Source organism: Thalassobacter sp. 16PALIMAR09 (assembly GCF_000765485.1).
Classification (GTDB): domain Bacteria; phylum Pseudomonadota; class Alphaproteobacteria; order Rhodobacterales; family Rhodobacteraceae; genus Thalassobacter; species Thalassobacter stenotrophicus.
On record NZ_JHAK01000006.1, the window covers coordinates 145,548 to 169,941 of the forward strand.

At 58.9% G+C, this 24,394-nt stretch carries 22 protein-coding genes; 16 read left to right on the forward strand and 6 right to left on the reverse strand.

Annotated features, from left to right (window positions below; translation table 11 throughout):
• The first annotated feature begins 67 nt into the window (after positions 1-67).
• The 6 genes from PM04_RS12975 to PM04_RS13000 all read left to right on the forward strand — a co-directional run bounded on the left by PM04_RS12975 (position 68) and on the right by PM04_RS13000 (position 9,436).
• Positions 68-1,417, forward strand: coding sequence for a pitrilysin family protein (locus tag PM04_RS12975; protein WP_038007516.1), 1,350 nt, complete (start codon positions 68-70; stop codon positions 1,415-1,417).
• Positions 1,417-2,715, forward strand: a complete 1,299-nt coding sequence (locus PM04_RS12980; RefSeq protein ID WP_052068482.1) for a pitrilysin family protein — start codon at positions 1,417-1,419, stop codon at positions 2,713-2,715. The genes PM04_RS12975 and PM04_RS12980 overlap by 1 nt, the downstream gene beginning before the upstream one ends.
• A 42-nt stretch (positions 2,716-2,757) precedes the next feature.
• On the forward strand, positions 2,758-4,566 hold the full coding sequence (gene mutL, locus PM04_RS12985) for a DNA mismatch repair endonuclease MutL (RefSeq protein WP_038007521.1): 1,809 nt from the start codon (positions 2,758-2,760) through the stop codon (positions 4,564-4,566).
• Positions 4,563-5,729 (forward strand): DNA recombination protein RmuC, encoded by a 1,167-nt coding sequence (locus tag PM04_RS12990; RefSeq protein ID WP_038007524.1) that lies wholly within the window; start codon positions 4,563-4,565, stop codon positions 5,727-5,729. Before mutL ends, PM04_RS12990 begins: the two co-directional genes overlap by 4 nt.
• A gap of 66 nt (positions 5,730-5,795) precedes the next feature.
• Entirely contained in the window at positions 5,796-8,033 is a 2,238-nt protein-coding gene (rnr, locus tag PM04_RS12995) for a ribonuclease R (protein ID WP_038007525.1), read from the forward strand.
• A gap of 89 nt (positions 8,034-8,122) precedes the next feature.
• Positions 8,123-9,436: a lytic murein transglycosylase gene (locus PM04_RS13000; RefSeq protein WP_038007526.1), complete on the forward strand. Its 1,314-nt coding sequence runs from the start codon at positions 8,123-8,125 to the stop codon at positions 9,434-9,436.
• Here PM04_RS13000 and PM04_RS13005 read toward each other — a convergent pair.
• Together PM04_RS13005 and PM04_RS13010 are read right to left on the reverse strand one after the other, a co-directional pair.
• Entirely contained in the window at positions 9,433-9,738 is a 306-nt protein-coding gene (locus tag PM04_RS13005; protein ID WP_038007528.1) for an H-NS family nucleoid-associated regulatory protein, read from the reverse strand. The two genes, PM04_RS13000 and PM04_RS13005, sit on opposite strands and share 4 nt — an antisense overlap.
• 148 nt (positions 9,739-9,886) lie before the next feature.
• On the reverse strand, positions 9,887-10,339 hold the full coding sequence (locus PM04_RS13010) for a GAF domain-containing protein (RefSeq protein ID WP_038007529.1): 453 nt from the start codon (positions 10,337-10,339) through the stop codon (positions 9,887-9,889).
• Between the two features lie 152 nt (positions 10,340-10,491).
• Between PM04_RS13010 and PM04_RS13015 the strand changes: the two genes are divergently transcribed.
• From PM04_RS13015 to PM04_RS13025, 3 genes are all read left to right on the forward strand, one after another.
• Positions 10,492-10,836, forward strand: coding sequence for an STAS domain-containing protein (locus PM04_RS13015; protein WP_038007530.1), 345 nt, complete (start codon positions 10,492-10,494; stop codon positions 10,834-10,836).
• 16 nt (positions 10,837-10,852) lie between these two features.
• Positions 10,853-11,293: an ATP-binding protein gene (locus PM04_RS13020; protein WP_052068470.1), complete on the forward strand. Its 441-nt coding sequence runs from the start codon at positions 10,853-10,855 to the stop codon at positions 11,291-11,293.
• A 116-nt stretch (positions 11,294-11,409) separates the two neighbouring features.
• Entirely contained in the window at positions 11,410-12,987 is a 1,578-nt protein-coding gene (locus PM04_RS13025; RefSeq protein ID WP_038007532.1) for a gamma-glutamyltransferase family protein, read from the forward strand.
• 18 nt (positions 12,988-13,005) lie between these two features.
• On the opposite strand, the gene PM04_RS13030 is transcribed toward PM04_RS13025, so the two are convergent.
• The 3 genes from PM04_RS13030 to PM04_RS13040 all read right to left on the reverse strand — a co-directional run bounded on the left by PM04_RS13030 (position 13,006) and on the right by PM04_RS13040 (position 17,263).
• Positions 13,006-14,181 (reverse strand): acetyl-CoA C-acyltransferase family protein, encoded by a 1,176-nt coding sequence (locus PM04_RS13030; RefSeq protein WP_038007533.1) that lies wholly within the window; start codon positions 14,179-14,181, stop codon positions 13,006-13,008.
• Positions 14,182-14,419: 238 nt separating this feature from the next.
• The gene (gene serA / locus PM04_RS13035; RefSeq protein WP_038007535.1) at positions 14,420-16,012 is read right to left on the reverse strand and encodes a phosphoglycerate dehydrogenase; all 1,593 of its coding nucleotides are present in this window, start codon (positions 16,010-16,012) and stop codon (positions 14,420-14,422) included.
• A 96-nt stretch (positions 16,013-16,108) separates the two neighbouring features.
• Positions 16,109-17,263 (reverse strand): phosphoserine transaminase, encoded by a 1,155-nt coding sequence (locus tag PM04_RS13040; RefSeq protein ID WP_038007537.1) that lies wholly within the window; start codon positions 17,261-17,263, stop codon positions 16,109-16,111.
• Between the two features lie 156 nt (positions 17,264-17,419).
• Here PM04_RS13040 and serB point away from each other — a divergent pair, with 156 nt between their 5' ends.
• The 7 genes from serB (at position 17,420) to lpxK (ending at position 23,716) form a co-directional block, all read left to right on the forward strand.
• Positions 17,420-18,292 carry a phosphoserine phosphatase SerB gene (gene serB / locus PM04_RS13045; protein ID WP_038007539.1) on the forward strand — a complete coding sequence of 291 codons (873 nt, stop codon included), beginning with the start codon at positions 17,420-17,422 and terminating at the stop codon, positions 18,290-18,292.
• A gap of 40 nt (positions 18,293-18,332) precedes the next feature.
• Entirely contained in the window at positions 18,333-18,953 is a 621-nt protein-coding gene (locus PM04_RS13050; protein WP_038007541.1) for a class I SAM-dependent methyltransferase, read from the forward strand.
• An 89-nt stretch (positions 18,954-19,042) separates the two neighbouring features.
• Positions 19,043-20,389, forward strand: a complete 1,347-nt coding sequence (locus PM04_RS13055) for a TldD/PmbA family protein (protein WP_038007544.1) — start codon at positions 19,043-19,045, stop codon at positions 20,387-20,389.
• Positions 20,376-21,155, forward strand: coding sequence for a 3'(2'),5'-bisphosphate nucleotidase CysQ (locus PM04_RS13060; protein ID WP_038007545.1), 780 nt, complete (start codon positions 20,376-20,378; stop codon positions 21,153-21,155). The genes PM04_RS13055 and PM04_RS13060 overlap by 14 nt, the downstream gene beginning before the upstream one ends.
• 65 nt (positions 21,156-21,220) lie before the next feature.
• Positions 21,221-21,466, forward strand: coding sequence for a DUF4170 domain-containing protein (locus PM04_RS13065; RefSeq protein WP_038007547.1), 246 nt, complete (start codon positions 21,221-21,223; stop codon positions 21,464-21,466).
• A gap of 4 nt (positions 21,467-21,470) precedes the next feature.
• Entirely contained in the window at positions 21,471-22,757 is a 1,287-nt protein-coding gene (locus PM04_RS13070) for a 3-deoxy-D-manno-octulosonic acid transferase (RefSeq protein WP_038007549.1), read from the forward strand.
• Positions 22,757-23,716 (forward strand): tetraacyldisaccharide 4'-kinase, encoded by a 960-nt coding sequence (gene lpxK / locus PM04_RS13075; protein WP_038007551.1) that lies wholly within the window; start codon positions 22,757-22,759, stop codon positions 23,714-23,716. Before PM04_RS13070 ends, lpxK begins: the two co-directional genes overlap by 1 nt.
• Here lpxK and PM04_RS13080 read toward each other — a convergent pair.
• Complete coding sequence (locus PM04_RS13080) at positions 23,713-24,369, reverse strand: DsbA family protein (protein WP_038007553.1); 657 nt, start codon at positions 24,367-24,369, stop codon at positions 23,713-23,715. The two genes, lpxK and PM04_RS13080, sit on opposite strands and share 4 nt — an antisense overlap.
• Positions 24,370-24,394: the final 25 nt, after the last annotated feature.

The window sequence follows — 24,394 nt, forward strand, 5'->3', positions numbered from 1 at the left end:
ACTGTCCGTTGACTTCGCGGCATCGGTGCCCATCTCCTATGCAATAGCCCTGACCTTCGGAGGCCCTATGCGCCGCTTTGCTCTCGCTACCCTCGCATGTTTCGCGTTCTCTGCCGCCGCACAGGCGCAAACCGCTGATCGCGTGACGACCTTTACCCTTGATAACGGGTTGGAGGCGGTCGTGATTGAGGACAACCGCGCCCCCGTCGTCGTCCACATGATGTGGTACAAGGTCGGCTCAGCGGATGAAACGTCCGGCAAATCCGGTATCGCGCATTTTCTGGAACATCTGATGTTCAAGGGCACCGAAACGATGGAACCCGGTGAGTTCAGTCGCGTGGTTGCGGCCAATGGCGGCTCTGACAACGCGTTTACCAGCTATGACTACACCGCGTATTTCCAGCGCGTCGCCTCGGACCGCTTGGAGCTGATGATGCGCATGGAATCGGACCGCATGCGCAATCTGGTGCTGGACGATGAAGACATGCTGACCGAGCGCGATGTTGTGGTCGAAGAGCGTGCCCAACGCACCGACAGCAATCCGGGCGCCTTGTTCAGCGAACAACGCCGTGCGGCGCAGTTTTTGAACCACCCCTATGGCCGCCCGATCATTGGGTGGCGCGATGAAGTGGCCGCACTGACACTCCAAGACGCGCTTGATTTCTATGCGCTGCATTATGCGCCCAACAATGCGGTGCTTGTGGTGGCGGGTGACGTTGACCCCGATGAGGTCCACGCGCTGGCTACGCAGTATTATGGCCCCGTGCCGCCGTCCGAAAACCTACCGCCTCGGGCACGCCCCGCGGAGCCTGAGCATTTGTCGGCTCGCCATATGGAAATGGTCGATGATCGCGTGTCCAACCCGTATGTGATCCGCACGTGGCTTGCGCCTGAACGGGATGCCGGCGCGCAGCAGGATGCGGCGGCCTATACCCTTTTGGCCGCGCTGTTGGGGGGCAATTCCGCGACTTCGCACATGGGAAACCTGCTAGAGCAGACTGAGAAATCCGCGCTTTACACAGAGGCGTTTTATAGCGGCATGTCGCTGGACGACACGACGTTTGGTATGTTGGTCGTGCCCGTCCCTGGCCGGACTCTCGAGCAGGCCGAGGCTGACATGGAGCGTTCGCTCAAAACCTTTATTGAGGCCGGGATCGACAGTGCCAAGCTGGAACGGCTCAAGGCGCAGGTGCGGGCCTCTGAGATCTATGGGCAGGACAGTTTGCAGGGGCGTGCGCGCAGCTATGGCGCGGCTTTGACCTCGGGCTTGACCGTAGAGGACGTGCAGATGTGGCCAAGTATCCTTGAGGCTGTGACCGAAGAACAAATCCTTGCCGCTGCCCAATCGCTGCTCGATCTGAACACATCTGTCACGGGTTATCTGACCAACCCATCCGCCGAGGAGGCCACGCAATGATGCTCCGTTTCGCTCTGATCATCGCCGTACTCGTGCCCTTCGGCGCACGCGCGGCCGTTGAAATCCAGGAGGTCACCTCACCCGGTGGGATCACAGCATGGCTGGTGGAGGAACCGTCGATCCCGTTTGTGGCGATGGACATCCGCTTCAAGGGCGGCAGCTCGCTTGATCCCGAAGGCAAGCGTGGCGCGACCTATATGATGATGGGCCTCCTAGAAGAGGGCGCCGGTGACCGCGACGCCCGCGCCTTTACCGAAGCGACCGAAGCCGTTGCTGCTAATTTCGGCTTTGATACCTTTCGGGATAGCGTCCAGATTGAGGCGCAGTTCCTGACGGAAAACCGTGAAGAAAGCCTCGCGTTGTTGCGTGACGCGATCAAGTTTCCCCGTTTTGACCAAGACGCGATCGACCGCGTTCAAACACAGATTGTGTCGATTATTGAGGGCAACGAAACCGATCCAAACGACATCGCGGGCACGACGCTGGCCGCGCTTAGCTATCCGGGGCACCCCTATGCGACTGCGCAAGAAGGCACCGTTGAAAGCGTGAATGCGTTGACGCGTGCAGATTTGATCGCCGCGCATCAGGCTGTTTTTGCCCGCGACAGGGTCTATATCGGCGTGACGGGCGATATTTCTGCGGCAGAGCTTGGGCCGTTGCTGGATACGTTGCTGGGCGATTTGCCTGCGACCGGCGCGCCTATGCCTGTTGAGGCAAAGCTTGCGCTGGAGGGTGGGCAGACCATCGTTGACTATCGCTCACCCCAATCGGTGGTTTTGTTCGGCCACGCCGGGGTGGATCGTGACGATCCCGACTTTTTCCCGGCCTTTGTGGCGAACCACATTCTTGGTGGCGGCGGGTTTGAATCGCGCCTGATGGTGAACGTGCGCGAACGGCGCGGGCTGACCTATGGGATCAGTTCGTTCCTTGCTTCGCGCGATTATGGCAACCAGTGGCTGGGGCAGTTTTCGACCTCAAATGAAAACGTCGGGCCTGCCATCGACTTGATCCAATCCATCTGGGCCGACATGGCCGAAAACGGCGTCACCCCAGAGGAGCTAGATGCCGCTCAAACCTATCTCACCGGGGCCTATCCACTGCGGTTTGATGGCAACGGGCGGATCGCGGGTATCCTTGCGGGGATGCAGGCGCAGGGGTTGGGCGTGGACTACATCGAGACCCGCAATGATCAGGTAAACGCCGTCACGCTAGAAGACATTCAGCGCGTTGCCGCTGAGCATTTGGTGGTTGAGGACATGCATTTTGTGATCGTTGGGCAGCCGCAAGGCTTCAACTAACACACTGGCAGAATCGGGCGTGAACATGCTACTTCTAGCGGTATGAACGCGCCCGACCGCAATATATCCCTTCCGACGATCCGTCAGCTTGATGAAAGCGCGGTCAACCGCATCGCCGCAGGCGAGGTGATCGAGCGCCCCGCTTCTGCCGTTAAGGAATTGGTGGAAAACGCGCTGGATGCTGGCGCGCGGCGCATCACTGTTGATATCGCGGATGGCGGTAAAACACTGATCCGCGTCACGGATGATGGCCACGGGATCGCGCCTATGCAGATGCCCTTGGCCGTTTCACGCCACGCCACGTCCAAAATCGACGGCTCGGATTTGACCAACATCCATTCCTTCGGTTTCCGAGGAGAGGCGCTTGCCTCTCTTGGGGCTGTTGGGCGGCTAACGCTGACGTCCCGCACGGCTGGTGAAGAAGCGACGAGCCTGACCGTCACAGGCGGTGCACTTGGCGTCGGCAAGCCCGCCGCGCTCAGCAGCGGGACCGTGATGGAGCTGCGCGATTTGTTCTATGCAACGCCTGCGCGGCTCAAGTTTTTGCGCACCGACCGGGCGGAGATGCAGGCGATATCGGATGTCATCAAACGCCTCGCTATGGCCGAACCCTTCGTTGGGTTCACTTTGCGCGATGTGTCTGCTGATGCGGCGCGGGTTACCTTTCGCGCGGACCCGCAAACCGGTGATCTGTTTGATGCGCTGCATGGGCGGCTTGCTACCGTGTTGGGCAAGGATTTCGCCGAAAACGCTTTGCCCATTGATGCAGAGCGGGATGGAATTGGCCTGACCGGTTATGCCGCCCTGCCTACCTATTCGCGCGGGGCAGCAGTGGCGCAGTTTTTGTTCGTGAATGGGCGACCTGTGCGGGACAAGCTGCTACTTGGGGCGTTGCGCGGCGCGTATCATGATTTTTTGAGCCGGGATCGGCATCCGGTTGCGGCACTGTTCATCGACTGCCCGCCGGAATTGGTGGACGTCAACGTGCATCCTGCCAAGTCGGAGGTCCGCTTTCGGGAACCGGGCATGGTGCGCGGCCTGATCGTCAGCGCACTGCGGCATGCCTTGGCCAATGCGGGGCACCGTGCGTCGACCACTGTGGCCGACGCCACGCTTGGGGCCATGCGCCCCGAAGCCCCGACCGCGCCGGTCTATCAGATGGAGCGTTCCCCGAGCCTCCGCCCCCAAAGCTATCAGATCGAAACGCCCGCCTTTGCCGAGCCAACAGCGCGGTTTGAGCCGGTCATCGACGCGGCCCCCGATACGCCTCAGGCGACTTATGGCCCCTTGGGAGCAGCCCGCGCGCAGGTGCATGAAAACTACATCATTGCCCAGACGCAAAATGGCATGGTTATCGTGGACCAGCATGCCGCCCATGAAAGGCTTGTGTACGAAAAGCTAAAGCGTCAGATGGCAGAAAATGGTGTTCCGACGCAGGCCCTTTTGATCCCGGATATCGTTGAATTAGGGACGGATGCGGACCGTCTGTTGGAGCTTGATCTGGGACGATTTGGCCTTGTGCTGGAACCCTTTGGCCCGGGCGCGATTGCCGTGCGCGAAACCCCTGCCATTTTGGGCACTATCAACGCCGAGGCGCTGTTGCGGGATATTCTGGATGAGTTGGACGACACCGGTGATACGCTGACGGTGCAATCCCGGATTGAGGCTGTGCTCAGTCGCATTGCCTGCCACGGGTCCATCCGTTCTGGCCGCCAAATGCGTGCAGAGGAAATGAACGCGCTGCTGCGCGAGATGGAAGCCACGCCCCATTCCGGCCAATGCAACCATGGACGACCCACCTATGTGGAGCTGAAACTGTCTGACATCGAACGGCTGTTTGGGCGCACATGATCCGTCTGGGCAGCATTGAGATTACGTTGGATGATCCGGTCACCTTGGCCCTGATCGGGGCGGGTGCGCTGGTCATCCTGCTGGTGTTTCTATCCTTGCGAACCGCCGCCCGTACCGCCCGCGCGTTAGAGCCTATCGCGGGGCAGATGACCTATTTCAGCACTCGTGTCCAAGCTCTGTCCGATGGTCAGATGCAGATCACTGGTGCGCTTGCAGCCGTGTCAGAGGCACAGGCCACAGCCCAATCCGCCATGCTAGCCAATATGGAACGGCGGTTGGAAGACGTGCAAAAATCCATGGGTGAGACGCTGCACGGCACCTCAAACCGTACGGCGCGTTCGCTGGGTGCGTTGCAAGAACGTTTGGAAACCATCGACCGCGCGCAGGCCAAGATCGAAAAGCTATCGGGTGATGTTCTGTCGCTGCAAGATATCTTGTCGAACAAACAAACGCGCGGGGCGTTTGGTGAAATCCAACTGAATGATATCGTGTCCAAGGCGCTGCCAGCAGACAGCTATTCGCTGCAAGCAACGCTTTCGAACGGCAAGCGCGCGGATTGCCTGATCCATTTGCCGAATCCTCCGGGGCCTATCGTGATTGATAGCAAATTCCCGCTAGAGGCGTATGAGGCCTTGGTGCGCGCGGACACGCCGCAGGCTAAAACGGAGGCTGAGCGCGCCTTTCGTGTGGCCATCCGCACCCACATCAAGGCGATCTCTGAGCGGTACATTCTAGAGGGTGAAACTGCGGACGGCGCGTTGATGTTCCTGCCCTCAGAGGCTGTTTACGCCGAGTTGCATGCGCATTTCCCTGAGGTCGTGCGCGATGGGTTCGTCGCGCGGGTTTGGATCGTATCGCCCACGACCTGCATGGCGACGTTGAATACGATGCGCGCGATCCTCAAGGATGCGCGGATGCAGGCGCAGGCGGGCGAAATCCGCAAACAGATCTCGGCGTTGCACCGCGATGTGGAATTGGTGGTTGAGCGTGTGGGCAAGCTGAACACACATTTCGGCCAAGCTCGGCGCGATGTTGAAGGGATCAATATCGCAGCGGAACGCGCGGGCAAGCGCGCCGGTCAGCTTGAGAGTTTCGAGTTCGAGCCAAGCGCGCCAGATACTGTGGTTCCTTTGACCAAGGCCGCGACCCCGCCCGCTGAGTAGCCGATAAGGACGGCCCCGCCGCTTTCGGGCTGGGCGTACACCGGGCCGCGTGCTAGCTGGATGCCTATGACACAGGTACCCACCAAGCCGCAGATCCTACAATGGATCGCCGATAACCCATCGCTCACTTCTAAGCGTGACATCTCCAAGGCCTTTGGGATCAAGGGGGCCGCGCGGATTGATCTAAAACGCGTCCTGCGCGAGTTGGAGGCTGAGGGGCATCTGCAAAAACGTTCTCGCAGTTATACGGACCCTGATACGCTGCCACCGGTTGCGGTGGTTGAGGTCACGGGGACTGACGCAGACGGTGACCTGTTTGCCCGGCCTTTGCAGTGGAAGGGTGAGGGCGATGTCCCGCGCATCCTGATGGAGCTAAAGGCCTCGGACCCGGCAATGGGGCCAAGCGATCAGGCGCTTGTGCGGTTGCAGGCTGTACAGGACGAAACGCACGAATACATCGGTCGGTTGATCCGCCGCATTGGCACCAACCCCAAGCGGATTTTGGGGGTTTACCGTGCGGGGGCCGAGGCCGGTCGCATCGTGCCGATCGATAAGGGTGCAGACCGCGAATGGCACGTGCCTGCCGGTGCCCGAGAGGGCGCGCAGGACGGAGAATTGGTTGAGGCCGAACAGACCGGGCCCAAAGGGCGCATGGGTATGCCCCGCGCCCGTGTGGTGGCGCGGTTGGGTGATCCGGGTGCGGCCAAAGCCGTTAGCCTGATTGCGATCCATCAACATGGTATTCCCGATCACTTTCCTGATGCGGTCATGGAAGAAGCCGACGCCGCAACGCCTGTCGATCTGGGCAAGCGCGAAGATCTGCGCGAGCTGCCGCTGATCACGATTGATCCCCATGATGCGCGGGATCACGACGATGCCTGTTTTGCGCACGCCGATGATGATCCTAAAAATCCTGGCGGTCATATCATCTGGGTCGCCATTGCGGACGTTGCGCATTATGTGCGCCCCGGCTCCAAACTCGACCGAGAGGCGCGTCGGCGCGGCAACTCAACATACTTCCCTGACCGTGTGGTGCCGATGCTGCCGGATCGGCTTTCGGGGGACCTATGCTCGCTTCACGAAGGGGTTGAGCGGCCCTGTATCGCGGTGCGGATGCAGATTGATGCGTCAGGTGAAAAGATTGGTCAGCGGTTCACGCGGGGCCTTATGAAATCACATGCGTCGCTGCATTACGAAGAGGTTCAGGCCGCTATAGATGGCGCGCCCACGGACCGTACTGAGCCGTTTCTTGAGGATGTTTTGCGTCCGCTTTATGCGGCCTATGACGCGCTCAAGACCGCGCGGGCTTCACGGCAACCGCTAGAACTTGATCTGCCGGAGCGAACCATCCAGCTGAGCCCCGAGGGGGAGGTGACAGCCGTCGCCTTTAAGGACCGCTTGGATGCGCACCGTCTGATCGAAGAATTCATGGTGCTGGCCAATGTCGCCGCCGCCGAAGAGCTTGGCACCCGGGGCCAAGCTCTGTTGTACCGTGCCCACGAAGAGCCCAACGCCGACAAGCTGGAGGCCCTGCGGGACACCGCGCAGGCCAGTGGCTTTTCGCTGGCCAAAGGGCAGGTTCTGCAAACCCGGCAGTTGAACAAATTGCTCAATGACGCGTCCGAGAGCGACTTTGCCGAGCTGATCAACATGTCCACGCTGCGTAGCATGACGCAGGCCTATTACACGCCCAAACACATTGGGCACTTTGGTCTCGCGCTGAAGGCCTATGCGCATTTCACGTCGCCCATTCGGCGCTATGCCGACCTGATCGTGCACCGCGGTTTGGTTGCGGCGCACAAATGGGGCGATGACGGGTTGAGCGTGCAGGACACCGAAACGCTGGATGACACGGCCAAGCTGATCTCTGACACAGAGCGGCGGTCGATGGTGGCCGAGCGGGACACCTCGGACCGTTACCTCGCGGCCTTTCTGAGCAACCATGTTGGCGCAGAATTTACCGGGCGCATTAGTGGCGTGCAGGCGTTTGGCGTGTTTGTACGGCTGGATGAGACGGGCGCGGATGGGATGATCCCGGTTCGCAGTCTGGGGCGTGAATATTTCCGCTATGACCGCGATGCGCAGGTGCTTGAGGGCACCGAGAGCGGCCTGCAAATTGGAATTGGGCTGCGCGTGACCGTCAAACTGGCCGCAGCCGTGCCCGTGACGGGGGGGCTGACCCTTGAAATGCTTGAGATCGATGGCGCGGTGACCAAACAGTTCACCAAGCGGCGCGGAAAAGGGCCTGTTCGGCACAAAGGTAAGCGTGTCAAAAAGTCGACGCGCCGTCGATCCACCAAGTAGCACAGACCCGCTTATCCTCTGCGAACTGTCTTTGTGATTTTTCCCATTCGCGTTACGCTCTGCGTGCGAACAGTCAAATGGGAGACACCATGCGCGGCGCAGCAGCAGTCATCGGATTTGTTCTATTATGTGGAGGCGTAGAGGCCAGCCCTTTGGCTGTGGACACTTCTGAGCGGCCAGCGCCTCGCGTTCAGGTTTCGACGGTCACACTCTCAACGTTAAGCCCCGTGCCACGCCCGAAGGCCCCGACGCTCCAAACGCCGGTAATTGAGGTTGCTGCGAATGCGCGATTTGACCGCTGGGTGGGGGCGTTCAAGCGTCGTGCGCGGGGGCAGGGTATTTCGCAACGTACATTGGATCAGGCATTTGAAGCGGCGCAGTATTTGCCTGACGTGATCCGCCGGGATCGCAACCAAGCCGAGTTCACCAAGACGCTCTGGGAATATTTGGACAGTGCTGTGTCTGCGACGCGTGTGCGCAACGGTAAGGCCGCTTTGCGCAAACATGCCCGTGTTTTAGACCGGATTGAGGCGCAATACGGCGTGCCGAAAGAGATCGTTGTGGCGGTCTGGGGGCTAGAAAGTGCCTATGGCACCTTCCGCGGCTCCGAGCCGACTATTTCCGCATTGGCTACTCTCGCTTTTGATGGCCGCCGCGCGCGCTTTTTCGAAAGTGAATTAGTTAACGCGTTAACAATTTTGCAAAACGGCGATATTGCGCCGCAGAATATGACCGGGTCTTGGGCGGGTGCTATGGGGCATACGCAATTCATGCCCTCTAGCTACAACGCTTATGCCGTTGATTTTACCGGGGACGGCCGCCGTGATATCTGGTCGGACGATCCGAGCGATGCCCTTGCGTCAACTGCCAATTATTTGGCGCGGTTCGGATGGCAGAAAAGCATGCCTTGGGGTGTAGAAGTCGAATTGCCCAATGGATTTGATTACGGTCAAACCGGTGACCGAATTCGCAAATCCGCGAATGCGTGGCGTCAATTGGGTGTGCGTCCTGCACGCGGCGGACAATTGCCCAACAGTGATCGCGTTTCGATTTTGGTGCCCGCTGGTGCAAAGGGCGTGGCCTTTGCGATCTATCAAAACTTCCAAGTGATTGAGCGATATAACCCAGCAGATGCCTATGTGATTGCGGTGGGCCACCTAGCAGACCGCATTGCAGGTCGGCCGGATTTTAAGGCGTCTTGGCCCCGTGGAGACAGGGGGCTGCGGTTTGTAGAGCGGAAGGAAGTTCAGCAATTGCTGGCGCGCAGGGGGTTTGATCCCGGCGCTGTGGATGGGAAAATTGGGCCCAACACGTTGTCTGCCGTGAGGCGGTATCAAGCGAGCATCGGAGCGACGCCCGATGGATATGTCTCGCTTGATTTACTAAATCAATTACGCCGTTAAATGGCGAAGGATTCGAGGTCTTTTCCAGCGTCGAGAGCCTCAACAATCCACTTTGGTTTACGTCCACGTCCGGTCCATGTGAGGGCTGAATCTTCGGGGTGGCGATATTTTGGTGGATTAACGCTTTTCGTTGTTTTCTTCATGCCGGCAACTTCGTTCAAATCAACGCCAATTTCCTTAGCGTAATCTTCGAGCTTTTTGCGTGCTTCAAGCAGGCGCCGTTCCTCAAATGAAGTGATGGCTTTTTCTACATCACGTTTCAGCTTTTTTAGCTCGTCGAGCGAAAGTGTATTCAGGTCCATGATAGCTCCCTTCTGAATAGGTGAGGCCGCTAACAGTAAATAGAGCACCTATCAAGAAAAATCATGATTTCTATTGTATTTCGCGAAATACGCGCAGGTCTAAGTGTGAGTTGATCGTACTTAGGCACGAGAAAGATCGCGATCCGCGTTAAGGGCGGGTAAAAACATCTCGGAGCAAGCGTTCCAACTCGGCCGCATCTTGGGCGGTAAATGCGTCTGGCTGATTGCTGTCGATATCAAAAACCGCAATCAGCTTGCCTGCGTTATCATGTACCGGCAGGACCAACTCGGATCGGGTGGAGCTGGCGCAAGCAATATGGCCTGGAAAGGCGTCCACGTCCGGTACCAATTGCGTCGTCTCGGTGCGTGCAGCGGCCCCGCATACGCCACGCGAAAAGGGGATCACAAGGCAGCCATGCCCGCCCTGGTAGGGTCCAATTTTTAGCAGTTCAGGGGCGACAACGCGGTAAAATCCGGTCCAATCAAATCTGTCGTCGGCGTGATGCACCTCACAGGCGACGGTCGCCATCAGAGCGACTAAATCATCCTCGCCTGCCGTTAGCGCGGCGGTCGTTTGATGCAGCATTGCGTAGTCGGCCATGATCGTCCTTTGGGATGTAAGTGCCACAAGATGTGAGGCTACAGATACTCATGTGTCTTCGTAGGGTCGAGCGTTTTGATCGATGGAAACGGATTGGTAATAATTGTGGCGTACGGTTTTCGAAATGTGTGAGAGTTTGAAGGGAAGCCGTGATGCAGTTGACGACCCAGATAAAGCCCGATGCGCTTTGCGTAACGGTTGAGGATGAGCGCATTGATGCGGCGATTGCTGTGCAGTTCAAGGATGCGTTTCGCAAGCTTTTGGTCGGCCATAAGGGTCGTGTGGTCGTTGATTTGGAAAAGGTCGCATTCCTTGACAGTTCGGGCCTTGGGGCACTTGTTGCCGTGATGAAGATGCTGCCGAGTGGACAGAAACTTGAGCTCGCGGGGTTACAGGATGCCGTGCAAAAGGTGCTCAAGCTCACGCGGATGGATAGTATTTTCGTCCTTCACTTAGATGCCAAAACCGCCTTCGGCTCCGAGCAAAGCGCCGCATAAGCTTTGGGAGCGGGTCATGTCACCTCAAACTCTGATCGACTGTGCATTTCCGGGCACGTTCGCTCATGTTTCGGATCATCTGAAAAAGCTACAGGTTGAGTTGGAGCGTAATGCGGTTGAGCCTGAGCCCAAAGACGACATTTTAATTGTATTGGCTGAACTGCTTAATAATATCGTGGAGCATGGGTATTGCGCGTCGGGGAAGGGCAATATTCACCTCACGGTTCATGCGCACAAGCGGCCCGACAAAAATGCGGTCTACATCCGAACCGTAGATCAAGGTCCGCCTGTCCCCGCCGATGCCTTGATCGGTGCGTCCCTGCCCAGCTTGACCAAAGACATCCAAGACATGCCCGAGGGCGGGTTTGGCTGGTTCATGATCCATACGTTGACCGACAGTATCAATTACGAACGAATTGATGACGAAAACAGGTTCACGTGCTGTGTGGGGTTTTAGGGTGCGACCTCGAAAGTGACCAAAGCCTGTTCCGCTCACTTGGCTCGCTGAAATCCCCATCTTGGCTTCTGAAATTCTCGCGCTAAAGTCACGCTTCACACTGAGCGGAGAACAAAATGCGCGACTTACAACTTCCGGGCCGGTCCCCAGTACTCGCTTCCCGGGGCATGTGTGCGACCTCGCACCCATTGGCGAGCCGGGTGGCAATCGAAACCCTGATGCGGGGCGGCAATGCGGTTGATGCCGCAATTGCGGGCGCTGTTTTGCTTGGGCTCTGCGAGCCACAGATGACCGGGTTGGGCGGCGACTGCTTTGTGCTGCTCAAACCAGCGGGGTCTGAAGATGTGATCGCACTAAATGGCTCGGGCAAGGCACCGGCAGGCGCGTCTGCTCAATCGCTGCGCGACCGGGGTCTGACAGCCGTGCCGCTCTATTCCGCCGATGCGGTCACGGTGCCCGGCGCAGTCGATGCGTTTTGCAAACTGTCCTCCGATCACGGCAAGCTAGGCATCGCCGATACCCTTGGGCCGGTTATTCCATATTTCCGCGATGGGGTTCCTGTCGCACCTCGGGTCGCTTTTGATTGGGCCGAAGCCGAAGAAACGCCGCAGGGTCGCGCCCGCGAACTGTTCTTGCCATGGGGCAAAGCGCCCAAAATGGGCACACACTTTGCCCTGCCGGATCAGGCAAACGCACTAGAGGCTATTGCCAAAAACGGCCGCGCCGGATTTTACGAAGGCTCGGTCGCCGAAGACATGGTGAATAGCCTGCGAGCCTTGGGTGGTCAGCATACCTTGGACGATTTTGCGGCAACATCTGCGGATTACACAACGCCTGTAAGCGGTATGCACAACGGGCTAGAGCTGGTCGAGCATCCGCCCAACGGCATGGGCGCGACGGCGATTTTGATGAACGCGATTCTGTCGCAATTTGATATCGCGAGCCTTGATCCATTCGGCACCAAACGCGCCCATATTGAAGCCGAGGCCGCGAAGCTTGCCTATGATGCGCGGGACCGGTTCATTGCGGATCCTGACCACACGACTGCTTTGGCGCATATGCTGGCCCCAGAAACGGCTTCGGGTTTGGCCGCGCTGATAGACCCAAAGCGCGCCGCGCAAGAGGTCCACACACGGACCGAAGCCGTGCACAAAGACACCATCTACATCACAGTTGTCGACAAAGACGGAATGGCTGTGTCGCTGATCTACTCGGTTTTCCACAGCTTCGGCAGTGGTTTGGCATCTGATAAATATGGTATTTTGTTCCAAAACCGCGGTGCTGGCTTCACTCTGCAAAGCGGGCATCCCAACGAATATGGTCCGGGCAAACGCCCTATGCACACTATTATTCCGGCCATGCTCAAGCAGAACGGCAAAGTTATCATGCCCTTTGGTGTGATGGGCGGCGCGTATCAGGCGAACGGACACGCGCGGTTTGTTTCCAACCTGACGGACTTCGGAATGGATGCACAATCGGCCATCGATGGGCCACGGTGTTTCTCGGACACGGGCGTGCTAAAGGTTGAGCGGGGCTATAGCGATGCTGTCCGCGCTGAGCTGCAAAGCATGGGCCACAATGTCGAAATTCCGCATGGGCCGATTGGCGGCGCGCAAGCGATCCGCATTGATGAAAGCGGTTATCTTGAAGGTGCCTCTGATCCCCGCAAGGACGGTTGCGCGCTCGGCTACTAAGCGCGCAACAGTTTAGCGTTACAGGCGTTCAATCGCCAAAGCGATGCCCTGACCGCCGCCGATACACATGGTGATCAGGGCACGCTTCCCGCCAGTACGGATCAACTCATACAGCGCTTTTACGGTGATAATCGCACCCGTCGCGCCGACGGGATGACCCAGCGCGATCGCGCCGCCATTGGGGTTAACACGCGCGGGGTCGAGCCCAAGGCCTTTGTTGACCGCCAGTGCTTGGGCGGCAAAAGCCTCATTGCTTTCAATCACATCGAAGTCAGCAATCGTAAGGCCGGTTCGTGCGCACAATGCCTCAACGGCTGGGATCGGACCAATGCCCATCACGTCGGGGCGGACGCCCGCGTGGGCATATCCCAGCACGCGGGCCATCGGCTTGTGCCCGCCTTTCGCGGCGGCTTCTGCGGTGGCAAGCACAAGTGCGGCTGCCCCATCATTGATCCCGCTAGCGTTGCCCGCAGTCACGGTCCCGTCCTTTTGAAACACCGCGCGCAGACCACCAAGTTTTTCTATGGTGGTCGCTTTGGGGTGTTCATCGCGGGCAAATTCGACCGTATCTCGTTTGACGCGGACCTCAACCGGCACGATCTGGCTGTCAAAGTAGCCTGCATCGATCGCGGCGGCTGCGCGGTTTTGGCTTTCTAGCGCAAAGGCATCTTGCTCAGTGCGGGTGATGCCATGTTCACGCGCGACGTTTTCCGCGGTGACACCCATATGCCCGGTTCCGAATGGGCAGGTCAGCGCGCCGAGCATCATGTCAGTGGCCCCGATGTCGCCCATTTTCTGGCCAAACCGAAGGGAGGGAACGGTATAGGGGGCGCGGCTCATATTCTCGGCTCCACCAACCAGCGCAAATTCGGCATCGCCCAATTGCAGGGCCTGAACTCCCGATACAATCGCTTGCACGCCCGAACCGCACAGTCTGTTGATGTTCATCGCGGGAACGGTTTCCGGCACGCCCGCCTGCATTGCAGCGACCCGCGATAGGTACATGTCGCGGGGTTCTGTGTTGATGACATGGCCGAAAACGGTGGTGCCGATGGCCGTGCCCGCAACGCCCGCGCGGTCCAGTGCGGCTTTGGCCGCAACGGTGCCCAGGTCAATGGCTGAGGTTCCCGCCAGTGCGCCGCCAAACGTCCCGATTGCGGTTCGCGCGCCTGATAATATTACGATTTCTTGCATTCTATCCTCCGCATTGCTTCGATCACCGTGCGGCAAATAAGCAGTTAATCCCCCTGCTGCCGCATGCATTGAAGTGTGACTTGTCAATGGATAGGTGGCCCGCAACATCGCGTCCAGCGTAACGTGACGGTGTTGCGCTTAGGGCCAGACTTCAGGCTTCGCAAAGATGTTTGGGGGGCGTGACGCGGATTAACGGGCCGCTAAGACGCGGCCCGCAATGATCTTTTTTAGCTGAGGATTAGGCCACGTTGAAATGCAGCGGAGCAACCGACTGGAACAGACCCGTGGCGCGCAGCTTTTCAAGGACGGCGGCAGGCGGTGGACCATCAAGGTACAAAAGCGCAATCGCATTTGCGCCCGCAGCCGAACGGCCCAGCGTAAAGTTCGCGATGTTCACGTCGTTTTCGCCCATCGTTTGACCCAGCGTCCCGATGATGCCGGGAACGTCGGTGTTGGTGGTATAGAGCATGTGAGCGCCCACCTCGGCGTCGATGTTGATGCCTTTGATCTGGATGAAACGCGGCTTGCCGTCAGAGAATACGGTGCCGGCGATGGAACGTTCACGCTCTGCGGTTTTGACCACCAGCTTGATGTAGCCATCAAACGCGCCGGATTTGTCTTGGCTCGTGGTCGAGATTTGGATGCCGCGTTCTTTGGCGATCACTGGTGCCGATACCATGTTCACATCAGGGTTTGTGGCCTTCATGATGCCTGCGACGGCTGAACAGTTCAGCGCCTCTAGGTTCATTGCGGACACGGTGCCGTTGTAGATGATTTCGATCGATTGGATCGGCTCATCGGTCATTTGACCCACGAATGATCCCAAATGCTCGGCCACTTTGACCCAGGGGCCCATGACTTTGGCTTCCTCAGCTGTGACCGATGGCATGTTGAGCGCGTTTTCCACGGCCCCCGTGAGGAGGTAGTTGGACATTTGCTCGGCCACTTGCAGGGCCACGTTTTCCTGTGCCTCTGTGGTTGCAGCCCCAAGGTGTGGGGTGCAAACCACGTTGGGCAGGTTGAACAGGGGGCTGTCGGTGGCGGGCTCAACCTTGAATACGTCAAATGCAGCACCTGCGACGTGGCCGGATTTCAGCGCTTCGGCCAGCGCGTCCTCATCCACCAGACCGCCGCGGGCACAGTTGATGATACGAACGCCTTTTTTCGTTTTGGCGATGTTTTCGGCGCTGAGGATGTTGGCGGTTGCATCGGTGAATGGCACGTGCAGCGTGATGAAATCAGCGCGGGCAAGCAGGGCATCCAGCTCAACCTTTTCAACGCCCATTTTGTCGGCACGCTCTTCCGAGAGGAAGGGGTCATAGGCGACAACCTTCATTTTCAGGCCACGTGCACGGTCACATACGATACCACCAATGTTGCCTGCGCCAATCACGCCGAGCGTTTTGCCGGTCAATTCAACGCCCATAAACTTAGACTTTTCCCATTTGCCCGCATGCGTGGATGCGCTGGCTTCTGGGATTTGGCGTGCAACGGCGAACATCATGGCGATGGCGTGTTCGGCGGTGGTGATCATGTTGCCAAAAGGCGTGTTCATAACGATCACACCTTTTTTCGAGGCGGCCGCTTTGTCCACGTTGTCGGTGCCGATACCAGCGCGACCCACCACTTTGAGGTTGTCGGCAGAGGCGAGGATTTTCTCGGTCACTTTGGTGGCTGAACGGATGGCGAGACCATCGTATTGGCCGATCACTTCGGCAAGGCGGTCTTTGTCTTTGCCAAGATTGGGTTCGAAATCCACATCAATGCCGCGATCGCGGAAAATCTGAACGGCGGTTTCGGAAAGTTTGTCGGAGACGAGAACTTTGGGCATATCATTGTACCTTCTGAGAGCGGATGCGCCTGTGCACACCCTACGGGTCAGTGAAAAAAGGGGGGTGAGGCGCGCAATCAGCGCGCCGGAATTGGATTAGGCTGCGACGGTTTGTGCCGCGATCTCGGCTTCGAACGCCCATTCGATCCAAGGCATCAACGCCTCAACATCTGACGTTTCAACCGTGCCGCCGCACCAGATGCGCAGACCAGCGGGCGCGTCGCGATAGGCGCCAACATCCAGTGCGACACCTGCCTTTTCGAGGCGCTTAGCGACGGCTTTGGCGAATGTTGCGCCGTCTTGGATACGGGCATCCGCGAACTTGAGGCAGACGGACGTGTTCGACCAAGTCGCCGGATCTTCGGCGAGGTTTTCGATCCAATCGTGCGCGGCCACAAAGTCATGCACTGCCTGCGCATTAGCGTCGGCGCGTGCAATCATGCCAGCAGCGCCGCCCTTGGATTTGGCCCAATCCAGTGCCACGAGATAATCCTCAACACACAGCATCGAGGGCGTGTTGATTGTCGCGCCGGTAAAGATACCGTCGATCAGCTTGCCACCTTTGGTGAGGCGGAAAATCTTGGGCAGGGGCCACGGGGGCGTGTAGCTTTCAAGGCGTTCTACGGCGCGGGGGCTTAGGATCAGCATCCCATGCGCACCTTCGCCGCCTAGTACTTTTTGCCAAGAGAAGGTGGTCACATCCAGCTTGTCCCACGGCAAATCCATCGCGAACGCGGCCGAGGTGGCATCGCACAGCGTCAGCCCCGCGCGGTCCGCGGGGATCACATCTCCGCTCGGGAGGCGCACGCCCGATGTCGTGCCGTTCCAAGTGAAACAAACGTCATTGTTAAAATCGACCGTGGTGAAATCGACGATCTGACCATAGTCAGCGGTTTTAACCTCTGCGTCGATCTTGAGCTGTTTGACAGCGTCGGTCACCCAGCCTGAGCCAAAGCTTTCCCAAGCGAGCATCTCAACCTTGCGTTCGCCCAGCAGGTTCCACATCGCCATCTCATAGGCGCCGGTATCAGATGCGGGAACGATGCCGATTTTGTAATCAGCGGGAATGCCGAGGATCTCACGAGTCGTCTCAATCGCGGCTTTGAGTTTTTCTTTGCCAACGGCCGCGCGGTGCGAGCGGCCCAGTGGCGCATCGGCAAGCATCTCTAGCGAAAAGTTGGGGAGTTTGGCGCAGGGGCCAGAAGAAAAACGCGGATTATCGGGCTTAATGCCCGGTTCGATCATACCCATGATGGATACCCTTTCAGATATTTGCCTCGCGTTGGGGCGAGGTGTCCCGCCACTGCACCTATCGGGGGAAACCGACTCGCACAAGCGGCAATCCTGCGCTAAAGCGCCGCTCATTGGATCAAATGCGACACGCCCTGACGACGATCGGAAACTTTGATGAAGTGTGTAACCCTGCTGACCGCGCCCGCGACCCCCGTGCTAGAGCCTGCTTTGGTGGAAAATCTCCGCAACGCGTGGGGTGGGGGGGCTGTGCAATGGCTTATGCCTGATGTCGCCGCTGAGTTTGAGGTGAACGAGGTGCCGGGCAACCGTTGGGATGTGTGGGAAAGCTTGCAATCGGTCGGCGTGGACCTTGTGGTGCAGCCAAGTGCGGGGCGGCGCAAAAAGATGCTGTTGGCGGATATGGACAGCACCATGATCCAGCAAGAATGCATTGATGAATTGGCCGCTGAGGCGGGTGTGGGGCCTCGCGTGGCTGATATTACCGCGCGCGCGATGAACGGTGAATTGGATTTTGAGGGGGCCCTGATTGAGCGTGTCGGCCTGTTAAAGGACCTGCCCGTTGCCACGATCGATCACGTGCTTGCCACGCGGATCACCCATATGCCCGGCGGTGCCGCCCTTGTGGCAACGATGAAGGCGAATGGTGCCTATGCGGCATTGGTGTCGGGCGGTTTCACGGCATTCACCGCGCAGGTTGCGGCCGCGCTGGGCTTTGATGAAAACCGGGCCAATACGCTGTTGGCAAATGGTGACAAATTGACGGGCGATGTGGGGCGGCCAATTTTGGGTAAGGAAGCCAAAGTTGCTGCGCTGCAGCAAATCACTGCCCGTTTGGGAATTTCTGAAGAGGATGTGCTGGCTGTAGGAGATGGTGCAAACGATTTAGGAATGCTGAGTCGCGCAGGTCTTGGGGTGGCTTTGCACGCCAAACCATCGGTTCAGGCCCAGTGCGATGTGCGCATTAATCATGGCGATTTGACAGGTTTGTTGTTCATTCAGGGGTATAGCGTTGCAGATTTTGCCTAGTGGGTTGATTTATTAATGCTGCAAGTGCGAAATTGTTAACATGACGGAGCGTTCACTAGAAACGGCATATCGCCTTAGGACACCCGAAGACTCGCGCAAGCTGTATGCGGCTTGGGCGCGGGACTACGACTCCAGTTTTGCTGCTGCGATGGATTATCAACTGCCGTTTTCAGTGGCCCAGACTTTTGTCGAGCTTGGTGGCAAAGGTCCTGTTCTGGATGTGGGTGCGGGCACTGGGCTCGGTGCATTTGCGTTGCGGCAGCAGGGTGTGCATCAGATTGATGGCACTGATATTTCTGCCGAAATGCTGAGCGTTGCAGATGAGAAAAACCTGTATGAGCGGACATTTATCGCCGATATCACAGCTGGTATGCCTGTGCCTGACGGTGCCTACCGCGGTGTGATCAGCAGCGGCACCTTTACCCTTGGCCACCTTGGTCCGCTCGCCCTGCCAGAGGTCCTGCGGGTTATTGCGCCGGGTGGTTTGGGTGTGATCTCTGTCGGGTTGGCGCACTACCGCGCGGCTTCGTTTGACCTTGCGATTGCGGACCTGCCCGAGAACATTCGCGTGACCGAAATTGAGGTGCCGATCTATGGCCCCGATCACCAGGGTAGCAATGGGACCGATGCCGCGATCCTAATCTGCGCCTACGTCAGTTAACACTCGTTAAAAATTCGCTAACTGTCGTCAGCCTTGCACGCACCGCCCTTGCGGACTACCTCAGGGAAGACCTCGATCAAGGACTTCCCATGACGCAATCGCTCTCTGACCTGACCAAAGCGCTCCTTTCGGCTGCAAAGGCTGCGGGGGCTGACGCCGCTGATGCCTTGGCCGTGGATGGCACATCCGTGAGCATTGATGTACGTGGCGGCGCGTTGGAACATGCCGAGCGATCCGAGGGGATCGAAATTGGCCTGCGGGTTATGATGGGCAAGCGGCAGGCCTGTGTGTCGGCATCGGATACGTCCGCCGCGACACTGGCGCAGATGGCTGAGCGGGCGGTTGCTATGGCCAAAGAAGCCCCTGAAGACCCCGTAATCGGACAAGCAGACCCGGACGATCTGGCGAAAAGCTGGGATTTGGACGCGCTTGAATTGGCGGAAAGCGCGGAGCCACCAACTCCTGCTGAGCTTCAGGATATGGCCGCGCGGGCTGAGGCTGCGGCGCTCGCGTATGATGGTATTGCGCAGGTATCGGACGCTGGTGCGGGATACGGTGGCCGCCGGCTTCACCTCGAAATGTCGAATGGTTTTTCAGGTGGTTATCAGCGCACAGGCACCAGCCTAAGCGTCGTGGCCATCACCGGGACGGGCACCGAAATGGAGCGTGACTATTACGGCGACAGCCGTATCCATGCGGCCGATCTGGATGCGCCCGAATTGATCGGCCGGATGGCTGCTGAGCGGACATTACAACGTGCAGGCGCGCGCAAACCGCCAACCGGGGCCTACCCGGTGCTGTACGATGAACGCGTCGCCAACAGCCTGATCGGTCACCTGATGGGCGCAATTAACGGCAGTTCCGTGGTGCGCGGGGCATCGTTCCTGCGCGATGCCATGGATACGCCGGTTCTGCCGGACGGCATGACCCTGTGGGAGGATCCCACCCTTGCGCGGGTCAACGGCTCGCGTCCCTTTGATGGTGAGGGCCTGCCCGTTTCACGTCGCGATATTGTTGCTGACGGGGTCCTCAAGGGCTGGGTGCTGGACCTGGCCACTGGCCGCAAGCTTGGCCTGGCCTCAACGGGCAATGCCTCACGCGGGACGTCCGCACCGCCCAGCCCCTCTGTGTCGAATTTGCGGATAACGCAGGGCACCCAAACGCAGGCAGAGCTACTGGCTGAAATGGGGACAGGGCTTTTGATTACCTCGATGATCGGGTCCTCGATCAACGCGACTACGGGTGATTATTCCCGCGGTGCCTCGGGGTTTTGGGTGGAAAACGGTGAAATCACCTATCCGGTGAATGAATGCACGGTGGCCGGTAATCTGCGCGATATGCTGCGGACCATGACGCCGGCGAATGACGCGCGGATGCATCTGACCCGCGCGATCCCGTCGATGCGGGTAGAGGGGCTGACGATTGCCGGAGCCTGATCTCGCGCTCCTGCGCGATGCCGCAAAGGCCGCGGGAGAGATAGCCGCCAAGCACTTTTGCAAAGACCCCGAGGCGTGGGACAAGGGCGCGGGCCAAGGCCCCGTGACCGAAGCCGACATTGAGGTCGACACCATGCTGCGCGAGGAACTAACCGCCGCGCGCAGCGACTATGGCTGGCTGTCAGAGGAAACCGCCGACAACGCGACGCGCCTTGATCGGAGCCGCGTTTTTGTTGTCGACCCGATTGATGGCACCCGCGCGTTTATGAATGGCAAAACCGGGTTTTCCCATGCACTCGCGGTGGTTGAAGACGGGGCGCCCATCGCCGCAGTCGTCTACTTGCCGATGTTGGATTTGATGTTCACCGCTGCGCGCGGGCAGGGTGCGATGTTGAACGGTATGGCGCTGGGCACATCATCGCGTACTGCGCTTGATGGGGCGCAATTGTTGGGCAACAAGAAGATGTTCGCGGAAGAGCATTGGGGCGGTCCACTGCCCGTTACGCAACACTTTCGGTCTTCGCTGGCCTACCGCATGGTTTTGGTGGCTGAGGGCGCATTTGACGGGATGATCACGCTGCGCCCGTCATGGGAATGGGACATTGCTGCGGGTGATTTGATCGCGCGCGAGGCGGGCGCCACCGTGACCGACCAAAGGGGCACACAATTGCGCTTTAACAACCCGCACCCACAGGTCAACGGCGTGCTTGCCGCGCCCGCAAATGTACATCAGGGGTTGATGGCGCGTTTGGTCCCCGCGACCTGAGCGCTTCTTGACGTACCAAGGTCAACGCCTATGGTGCCCGCAAAGTGACCCGAAAGGAGCCTCCTATGGTTCAGCGACTACATCTCGTCTTTGGCGGCGAACTGGTGGACCCGACTAAGAATGTCTTCAAAGACGTGGAAGCCATTCACATCGTTGGGATGTACCCGAACTATGCCTCGGCCTACGATGCGTGGAAATCTGAGGCTCAGAAGACCGTCGATAACGCGCATATGCGGTACTTCATCGCCCATATTCACAGGCTTCGGGATGAGGAGGCAGCAGCCTCCCCCACCGAGGAGCTGGACACCTAAGCTGATGGCACGCTCACTGGCTTTGGCCGCTTATCTCGCGTGGTCCGCCCGCGCGGCCCCTTTTGCTGAGGGCAAGCTGAAGGCTCGCCTCGCTGATGGTAAAGAGGACGCCGACCGGCTGCCTGAGCGTAAGGGCATTCCAGGGAGAGCGCGCCCCAAGGGGCGTTTGATTTGGATCCACTGCGCCTCCGTGGGCGAGTCAATTTCTGTGTTGGATGTAGTGCGAGGGCTTATCGAACAGGACCCAGACCTGAATATCTTGATGACGACCGGCACCGTAACGTCGGCACAATTGATGGCCAAACAACTGCCTGAGCAAGTAATCCACCAATATGTGCCGCTGGATGCCACGCTCTTTGTGCGCCGTTTTCTGGATCATTGGCGCCCGAACCTTGCCGTCTGGACCGAGAGTGAGCTGTGGCCATCGCTGATTCATCACACGCACGCACGCGGCATCCCCTTGGCGTTAATCAATGCGCGCATGTCTGATCAGAGCTTTTCCAAGTGGAAATGGTTTTCTGGTGCGGCAGCTAGCTTGTTGCAACGGTTTGACCAAATCCGTGCCCAAGATCGAGAAACCGCTCGTAAACTTCGCCGTCTCGGGGCGAAAGGCAGTGCGGTTCGTGTGACCGGCACGCTCAAGGAAGGTGCCGCTCCACCACCTTGCGCAGAGGTGGAGCGGGCGGCGTTTGCCGCGCAACTGGCGGGACGACCCTGTTGGCTCGCGGCCTCTACGCATCCCGGTGAAGAGGCGGTGGTGGCGCAGGCGCATAAGTATGCGCGCCGCGCGTCATTGCGGCTTTTGTTGATCCTCGTGCCTCGGCATCCGGAGCGTGGCGATGCGATTGCCGCCGACTTGCGCGCAGACGGGTGGAACGTCGCGCAACGCTCTGCCGATGAGAATTTGACCGAGGACACCCAGATTTATCTGGCTGATACGCTGGGTGAAATGGGCCTGTGGTTCCGGGTTTGCCCGGTGACGTTTCTGGGCGGATCATTGGTGCCGATCGGTGGGCACAATCCGTTCGAGCCGGCGGGTTTGGGATCTGCGATCCTGACAGGGCCGCACACGGATAATTTTCGCGAAATCTTTGGGCGCTTGGCGGATGGCAACGCGATGCGACTTGTGTCCTCGGCTGATGATCTGGGCCAGCAAGTGGATGCTGCCCTGTCCCCAGAGGAAGCCGCGCGTCTTGCACATGCCGCGTGGGAGGTCGTGTCCGACGGGGCCGAGGTTGTCGATGAAACGGTGAACGCCCTTTTGGCAATGATAGAAAAGGCGAAACGCTGATGCGCGCGCCGGGTTTCTGGACGCGCCCCCCGGGCCTTTGGTCTGCGTTGTTGTCACCACTTGGTGCCATCTATGCGGCAGCGACAGCGCGGCGGTTGGCTAAGGGCACGCCCTTGCGATTGCCCGTACCTGTTGTGTGTGTTGGCAACCTAAACGCGGGCGGCACGGGTAAAACGCCGACCGTGATTGCATTGATGCAGCGCCTTACGGAATGGGGCGTTGCGGTGCATGTCGTTTCACGTGGGTATGGCGGATCGTCGATAGGGCCAGTGCAGGTCGACGTACGCAAACATCGTGCCGAACTTGTTGGGGATGAGCCACTTTTGATGGCGGCCTTTGGTCCCGTTTGGGTGGCCAAGGATCGCGCCGCGGGGGCCAAGGCGGCCGTCGCGGCTGGTGCGCAGATTATCCTGCTAGACGATGGGTTTCAGAACCCTGCGCTGGAAAAGGACTTGAGCATCGTGGTTGTCGACGCCCGCCAAGGGTTCGGCAACGGCAAGGTCATTCCGGCGGGCCCTCTGCGTGAACCCATCGCAACGGGCCTTGCGCGGGCTGACTTCACGCTCAGCATCGGGGCTGCTGAGGATCATGTGAATATCCCCGGCCCACCCCAGCTGCGCGGGACACTTGCGCCCCTGCCCACGGGTATGAGTTGGCAGGGCGTGCCTGTCTTCGCCTTTGCGGGCATCGGCCAGCCGGAGAAATTCTTTCGCACTTTGAAAGCGCTTGGCGCGGACCTGCGCGGGACCGAAGCCTTGTCGGACCACCAGCCGTTGACCCAAGCGCTTTTGACTCGTTTGGGTGATAAAGCCGCCAAACTTTCCGCTCAGCCGGTCACAACGGAAAAGGATGCCGTCCGACTGCCACCCGCCCTGCGGGGGCGGGTGATGACGCTGCCGGTTCGGCTAGAGATTGAGGACTGGGCCCCGCTAGAGGCCCGCCTGCGCGCGCTGCTTTAGCTGGCGGCGTCGACCAATTCACCCAGCCTGCTCAGCGACATGTTGCCGGAATGCATAGTGCCGTTAATCACGAAGGATGGTGTGGATTCAATGCCATCGCGGCCCGCGTTGTCCTGAAACCAAGCCACAAGCGATTGAGCCATGTCGGCGTCCTGCATGCAGGCGTCTAGCGTTGTGCTGTCCATACCGGCTTGCAGGCCAATTTTCTTAAGCGCATCTGCTACCAGCGCGGGCTGGGATTGGCGCGCCCAGTCACTTTGGGTGGAGTAAACCAAATCGATCAAGCCGAAATACCGGTCTGCCCCGCCACACCGCGCCATCATCGAGGCCCACAACCCGTACCGGTCAAAAAAGACTTCGCGGTGTGTGAAATGTGCTTTGCCGGTGTCGATGTATTCCGCCTTGAAATCCTTGAACGTATCGCGGTGGAAATTCGCGCAATGTGGACAGGTGAATGAGGCGTACTCGACCACTTTGACCGGTGCGTTCGGGTCGCCAATGGTCATGTCTTCGATGGTGATCGACCCTTCTTGGGCATTGGCGCGCAGGTCAAACGCTGGGGGCGTCGTGCCCTCGGCGCGGGGCCAATAGCTGTATGCGACGCCAGCGGCAGCTGCGGGGATCATGATCATGAGCGAACGACGGTTCAGCATCGGGGGGTCTCCGGTTCTTTAGGGG

Coding starts and splice junctions, on each gene's coding strand:
- PM04_RS12975 (WP_038007516.1), top strand. CDS start 68: ATGCGCCGCTTTGCTCTCGCTACCCTCGCATGTTTCGCGTTCTCTGCC.
- PM04_RS12980 (WP_052068482.1), top strand. CDS start 1,417: ATGCTCCGTTTCGCTCTGATCATCGCCGTACTCGTGCCCTTCGGCGCA.
- mutL (WP_038007521.1), top strand. CDS start 2,758: ATGAACGCGCCCGACCGCAATATATCCCTTCCGACGATCCGTCAGCTT.
- PM04_RS12990 (WP_038007524.1), top strand. CDS start 4,563: ATGATCCGTCTGGGCAGCATTGAGATTACGTTGGATGATCCGGTCACC.
- rnr (WP_038007525.1), top strand. CDS start 5,796: ATGACACAGGTACCCACCAAGCCGCAGATCCTACAATGGATCGCCGAT.
- PM04_RS13000 (WP_038007526.1), top strand. CDS start 8,123: ATGCGCGGCGCAGCAGCAGTCATCGGATTTGTTCTATTATGTGGAGGC.
- PM04_RS13005 (WP_038007528.1), bottom strand. CDS start 9,738: ATGGACCTGAATACACTTTCGCTCGACGAGCTAAAAAAGCTGAAACGT.
- PM04_RS13010 (WP_038007529.1), bottom strand. CDS start 10,339: ATGGCCGACTACGCAATGCTGCATCAAACGACCGCCGCGCTAACGGCA.
- PM04_RS13015 (WP_038007530.1), top strand. CDS start 10,492: ATGCAGTTGACGACCCAGATAAAGCCCGATGCGCTTTGCGTAACGGTT.
- PM04_RS13020 (WP_052068470.1), top strand. CDS start 10,853: ATGTCACCTCAAACTCTGATCGACTGTGCATTTCCGGGCACGTTCGCT.
- PM04_RS13025 (WP_038007532.1), top strand. CDS start 11,410: ATGCGCGACTTACAACTTCCGGGCCGGTCCCCAGTACTCGCTTCCCGG.
- PM04_RS13030 (WP_038007533.1), bottom strand. CDS start 14,181: ATGCAAGAAATCGTAATATTATCAGGCGCGCGAACCGCAATCGGGACG.
- serA (WP_038007535.1), bottom strand. CDS start 16,012: ATGCCCAAAGTTCTCGTCTCCGACAAACTTTCCGAAACCGCCGTTCAG.
- PM04_RS13040 (WP_038007537.1), bottom strand. CDS start 17,263: ATGGGTATGATCGAACCGGGCATTAAGCCCGATAATCCGCGTTTTTCT.
- serB (WP_038007539.1), top strand. CDS start 17,420: ATGAAGTGTGTAACCCTGCTGACCGCGCCCGCGACCCCCGTGCTAGAG.
- PM04_RS13050 (WP_038007541.1), top strand. CDS start 18,333: ATGACGGAGCGTTCACTAGAAACGGCATATCGCCTTAGGACACCCGAA.
- PM04_RS13055 (WP_038007544.1), top strand. CDS start 19,043: ATGACGCAATCGCTCTCTGACCTGACCAAAGCGCTCCTTTCGGCTGCA.
- PM04_RS13065 (WP_038007547.1), top strand. CDS start 21,221: ATGGTTCAGCGACTACATCTCGTCTTTGGCGGCGAACTGGTGGACCCG.
- PM04_RS13070 (WP_038007549.1), top strand. CDS start 21,471: ATGGCACGCTCACTGGCTTTGGCCGCTTATCTCGCGTGGTCCGCCCGC.
- lpxK (WP_038007551.1), top strand. CDS start 22,757: ATGCGCGCGCCGGGTTTCTGGACGCGCCCCCCGGGCCTTTGGTCTGCG.
- PM04_RS13080 (WP_038007553.1), bottom strand. CDS start 24,369: ATGCTGAACCGTCGTTCGCTCATGATCATGATCCCCGCAGCTGCCGCT.